General features: G+C 44.2%; 2 protein-coding genes and 1 pseudogene. 2 read left to right on the forward strand and 1 reads right to left on the reverse strand.

Features of this window, described 5'->3' with window-relative positions:
* Nucleotides 1-553: pseudogene (locus IQ219_RS16515) on the reverse strand (hypothetical protein); the annotation flags it as partial.
* A 706-nt stretch (nucleotides 554-1,259) separates the two neighbouring features.
* On the opposite strand from IQ219_RS16515, the gene IQ219_RS16520 reads away from it, so the two are divergent.
* A complete protein-coding gene (locus IQ219_RS16520) occupies nucleotides 1,260-3,032 on the forward strand; it encodes a bifunctional diguanylate cyclase/phosphodiesterase (protein WP_194073327.1) in 1,773 nt (590 codons plus the stop codon).
* 8 nt (nucleotides 3,033-3,040) lie between these two features.
* A partial coding sequence (locus tag IQ219_RS16525) for a CHASE3 domain-containing protein (protein ID WP_194073328.1) occupies nucleotides 3,041-5,257 on the forward strand: 2,217 nt, incomplete at its 3' end.

Consider the following 5,257-nt stretch of genomic DNA (forward strand, 5'->3'; position numbering starts at 1 on the left):
CCATTGTTGACGGGGGGGCACTGGGAACATTGGCAATATTCTGATTGGCGATCGCCTGGGGAGCAGAGGGAGCCGTAGGTTGGGGGTCATGCACCACAGCCATTTCGCTGAGATCCTGTGGATTGAGGCCAGGCCCCGCATCGGCCACCGGGGGTAAACCAGGGGCAATGGGGGGCAAACCATCAAACTGAGCCACCGCCATCGTTGGGCCCGGGGCACGAGCAGTCAAACTATAAACCGTTAATAACCCATTGGCCGCCACCAACATCAACAGTCCCGCCAAACTCCAGGGGGTAAATAGACGGGTAAGAATTTCCTCAGTGGGGTAGGTGCTCTCTACTACTTCTTCTTCCTGGGGCACCGGGCGGTCAATAAAACTAAATTCAAAACTTTCTGTTGCTTCCAGGGGCGGGGCTAGGGGCGCCAAGCTAGACTCTCCTGGGTCATAGTTCACCCTAGGCCTAGTTTCTTCCTCGGCCATTAGCTCTGCTTGAATGTAGTCAGACTCACTGGAGGCAAAGGACGATTTATCAACGGCGGAATAGTCAGTCATGGCGAGGCCACCAAGCAACGGCGGTTTATTCAGGTTAGGGCAAAATCAAACAGGCTGAGAACTATGGAGGTGTGAGTCTGAGCGATATTCTAGCCCAGGGATGTCTCGATCGCCATGGTTTCATTGACCCAATTGACCCAGGGAAAAAATCCAGGTTCCATGGAGCCAGTTTCCTTGATAGTGATTAATCAGAAAATTCAAAAATCATTTCATGGCATTTTTTGAATTTATTTCACAAAATAAAAATATTAAATCTAATCGATATACATTTTGTACAGTAATTGAAACGGCAATAAGATTAGAATTGCGATAGACTGCAAAAAAAGATTCCACCCCTGAAATTATTGAGGGATTTCATTCCGAAAAATTTTCAAATTAGTGACTCCGGCTTTGGTTGACTGGGTGCATCTTAGAAACATGGCAAGTATTTATGCTGACCACCGTTGCTTTTGATGCATGAAATACGCTTAAACCTTTGCATATCAGGCATTTGAGCTTATCAAAATGACCTGGCTAGATTGAAAATTACCATCTATGAATCTCTACTCAATGAATGCTTTCGATGGGGTTTGACATCTTAAATTGTTTACCACGTACAAAACTGAGATCCCCCCTGTTGTCTTGTTACCCCAACGAGCCAATTTTCCTAGTTTGAATTTGCAAATTTTAGGTCCAAGTTAGGTTCAAATTTCAAGAGGTAATAATAATGGATATGACAAATATCATCATTTTAGTGATTGAAGATGATGAGAGCATCCGCGAGAATATTGCAGAAATGCTCACGGATGAAGGATGTACGGTGTTGGTGGCCGAGAACGGTATTTCTGGCTTAAAAATCGCCCAGGAGAATCATCCCAACTTAATTTTGTGCGATATTATGATGCCCCAATTAGATGGCTATGGGGTGTTAACAGCATTGCGAGAAAAGCCAGACACCGAAATAATTCCCTTTATTTTTCTCACGGCCCGAGCCGATCGAACTGACCAACGCACCGGGATGAAATTGGGGGCAGATGATTATGTCACCAAACCCTTTAGTCGAGCGGATCTCCTCGAAGCTATTTCAATTCGTTTAGCCAAGGTTAATTCTCAAGAGCAGTACATTGATAGCAAGGTGGCCTGGGAACGGAAAAAATTAGAGGAGATCTATCACTATGACCCGGACTCTGGTCTGCCAAATCGCTTTTTGTTACGGCAAAAATTCAATGAAACGGTAGCTAGTCGTCACTCATTAGAGGAATTAGTGGGAATTCTCTCACTCCAGATTTTACAACTGCGCCAGGTGGAAATGGTGCTTAACCCGCAGGAGCGGCAGGAATTGATTCTGGAGTTAACCCGTCGTCTCAGGAGCCAGTTAGGGGAAGAGGATGCTCTTTTCTTAATGGATCATGACCGTTATCTGATTATTGCAACTATTCCTAAGACTAGGGCGGAAATTCAAAGCTTTGTTGAGTTAATCCATGGCGTAATGGTTAAACCGATTCAGATCGGCACTTTTCGCACTCGTCTCTCGATGCTGATGGGCATTAGTTGCTTCCCGGAAGATGATACTTGCTTGGAAGGCCTGGTAGAAAAAGCTGATTTTGCTGCCAGTCGAGTATCCCAGGAAATAGCTTACGAATTTTACTCATCTCATCAGCGGGAACAAAACCTAGAGCAATTAGTGCTGGAAGATGAGTTAATCCAGGCCCTGGAGGAATCTTGGTTTCGGGTATTTTATCAACCGAAAATTGATGGCAACACCGGAGCTATTGTCGGGGCCGAAGCCTTAGTCCGCTGTCAACATCCCCAAAAAGGCCTTTTACCACCAGCAAAATTCATTCCCATCGCCGAAGCCACCGGCCTCATTGTTCCCATTGGCTTACAGGTCTTAGAACAGGTTTGCCAGGATCAAAAACAGTGGAACAATCTGGGCTTATCACCCCTAAAAATTGCGGTGAATCTATCTCCTCTGCAATTTCGCCAGGCCAATCTAGACCAAACCATTGCCAACTTGCTTTCCACCCATGGACTTATGCTACTGCCAAACTTCCTGGAATTAGAAATTACAGAATCCTGCTTAATTGCCAATGTCCCCCGGGCCTGTGAAATCTTAACTTCCCTAGCAAATCTGGGGATCACCCTGGCGATCGATGATTTTGGCACAGGTTATTCTTCTCTAGAATACTTGCAAGTGCTTCCGGTAAATGTGGTCAAAATTGATCAGTGCTTTGTCCGGGGTCTGGATACCAATCCCAAGAATGCCAGCATTGTTAAGTCGGTAATTCAATTGTGTCATGAACTAAATTTGCAAGTGGTCGCAGAAGGAGTCGAAACAGTTACTGAGGCTCGATTTTTACAAAATCTAGGCTGTGACCAACTCCAAGGTTATTTGTTTAGTCGACCTGTGCCAGAGTCAGAGTTTTATCAATTCTGTCTAGACTGGACAGCTTCAGAAGTACCGGAGCTATCCAACCTGTTACCAGACTTTATAGTTTAGGACGACCAATGCACGAACAAACCGACGCCTACGAAGAGAAACGCCTGGAAATCCTCAAAAGTTGTCGCCTCTTAGATTCGATTCCCGACTATGCCTTTGACCGAATTGTCTTAACCCTGAAGGAAGTTTGTCAGGTGCCGATCGCCCTGTTTGGACTAATGGATCAGCATCGGGAATGGTTTAAAGCCAAAATTGGCTGTGACTTAACGGAAGCTCCCCGGGAAACCTCCTATTGTAATGTCGCCCTGAAACGGCAGCAGATACTGATTATTCCCGACACACTCCAAGACCCAGTATTTAAGGATCAACCGAGGTATCTCAAAGAGCAATTGGTGCGGTTTTATGCCGGAGTGCCTCTAATTACCCCGGATGGCTACGGCTTGGGGGTGTTGTGTATTATTGATTTTATACCGCGAGAATTAACACCAGGCCAATTGCTAACGATGACGGAATTAGCGCGGCAAGTGGTAATTGAAATTCAAAAACGGCGAGTGATCGAGAGTATTAGTCGACAGACCCAGGAGCGCATCAGTCATCAACGCAAGGATCGATTCTTTTTGAAATTAGGCATAGGGTTTGGCCTGGTAATTGTCCTGAGATTTATCTCGGTATTACCTTCTCTCTGGACCAATTCCCGTTTCCAAACCCTGTCCCAATGGGTAATTCATACTCAGGAGGTGCTGACAAAAATTAACGAGTTAAAATTATCGCTTCAGGGAGCCCAGTTGGCCGTGCGAAACTATACTATCCTCAATAATCGTGCCACCAACCTTAATTACTATAGTGCTCACCTCAAAAATATCTATCGGCATCTAGATCAACTTGATGCCCTGACGCAGGATAACCCCAACCAAAGACCGGATGTAAAACAGTTAAGACTATTGTTGATTCATGATAATGAAATTCTCAATCAATTAATTCATGGCATTGATCGCCAAGATTTTAATACCGTCCAAAAAATCTATTCTAGTCAAGAAGCACTTTCTGTTGTGTCTGATTTGTTGCAAACCTTAGAAAGAATTGAAGGCAGAGAATTAGTTTTACTAGATCAACGGCAACAGGCTTTTAGAACTTCTGAGAAGTTAAGCCCAGTCATAATTTGGACTAACTTTAGTATTACACTATTAATTTTAATTGTAATTTTGGTTTGGATTTATCATGAAATTCGACTGCGTTACCATGGGGAATCTCAAGCCAATCGACAGGAAGAATTTTTAGAAGTAACCCTGGCTAGTATTGGGGACGCCGTCATAATGACTGACGCCAATGAAACGATTACACTAATGAATCCCGTGGCAGAGGTTTTAACCGACTGGCCTCATCAAGAAGCAGTGGGACAAAAATTTTCGACGGTTCTGAATCTGATTAACACTGAGACTCAAGCCTTTTATCCCTCGCCTGTTGTTGCGGCGATTAGTTCTCAGGTAAATCAATTTTTGCATGATGGGGTATCCCTCGTCCGACGCAATGGGGAAACCATTGATGTTGATGATAGTTGCGCTCCGATTATTGGTGCAAACGGTTTAGTTGCTGGGTGTGTCATGGTATTTCGAGATATTTCCGAGCAACGCCGTCAGGAGGAGCAGATGACCCAAACACTCCAACGAGAACAAGAAATTAATAGCTTAAAAAATAGCTTTATTTCGATGGTGTCCCATGAGTTTAGAACTCCCTTAACAAGTATCTTTTCTTCAACTGAACTATTAGCATCATTTGATGGACAGGCTCACCCAGAACGACAGGATAAACATTTGCAGAGAATCTACACCTCTATCCGTCGTTTAGAGCAAATGCTGGACGATGTTTTATTGATTGGCCGGGTTGAGTCGGGTAAGTTGCAGTTTCAGCCAGAACTAATGAATTTGGAATTGGTAATAGAAGATATTGTTGAGGCAATTCAATCGGGGATTGGCCGCCATCACCAAATTAAATCTAACTTCGACAATGTGGTAGAGCCAGTTTTCATGGACGCTAAATTGATTAAGTTTATCTTTACCAACTTACTATCCAATGCCGTCAAGTATTCGTTACCTATGCATCCTGTTGAATTGAGTGTTGGGATTGTCAATACTGGGATAGAGATTCAAGTAATTGATCACGGCACTGTCCTTTTAAGGAGTGAAGTGGCAAAAGCCTCTACAGGTAAGTATTTCTGCAATTTCGACAGGGCTGTCAATGAAGCCCATGGCCATAGCCGGAGTGGTATTTTTTCCCAGACTTCCATG

This window comes from Synechocystis sp. LEGE 06083, from assembly GCF_015207725.1.
Classification (GTDB): Bacteria; Cyanobacteriota; Cyanobacteriia; order Cyanobacteriales; family Microcystaceae; genus Synechocystis; species Synechocystis salina.

Bases quoted from the DNA above. Each gene is read 5' to 3' on its own strand.
- IQ219_RS16520 (WP_194073327.1), top strand. From the start codon at position 1,260: ATGGATATGACAAATATCATCATTTTAGTGATTGAAGATGATGAGAGC.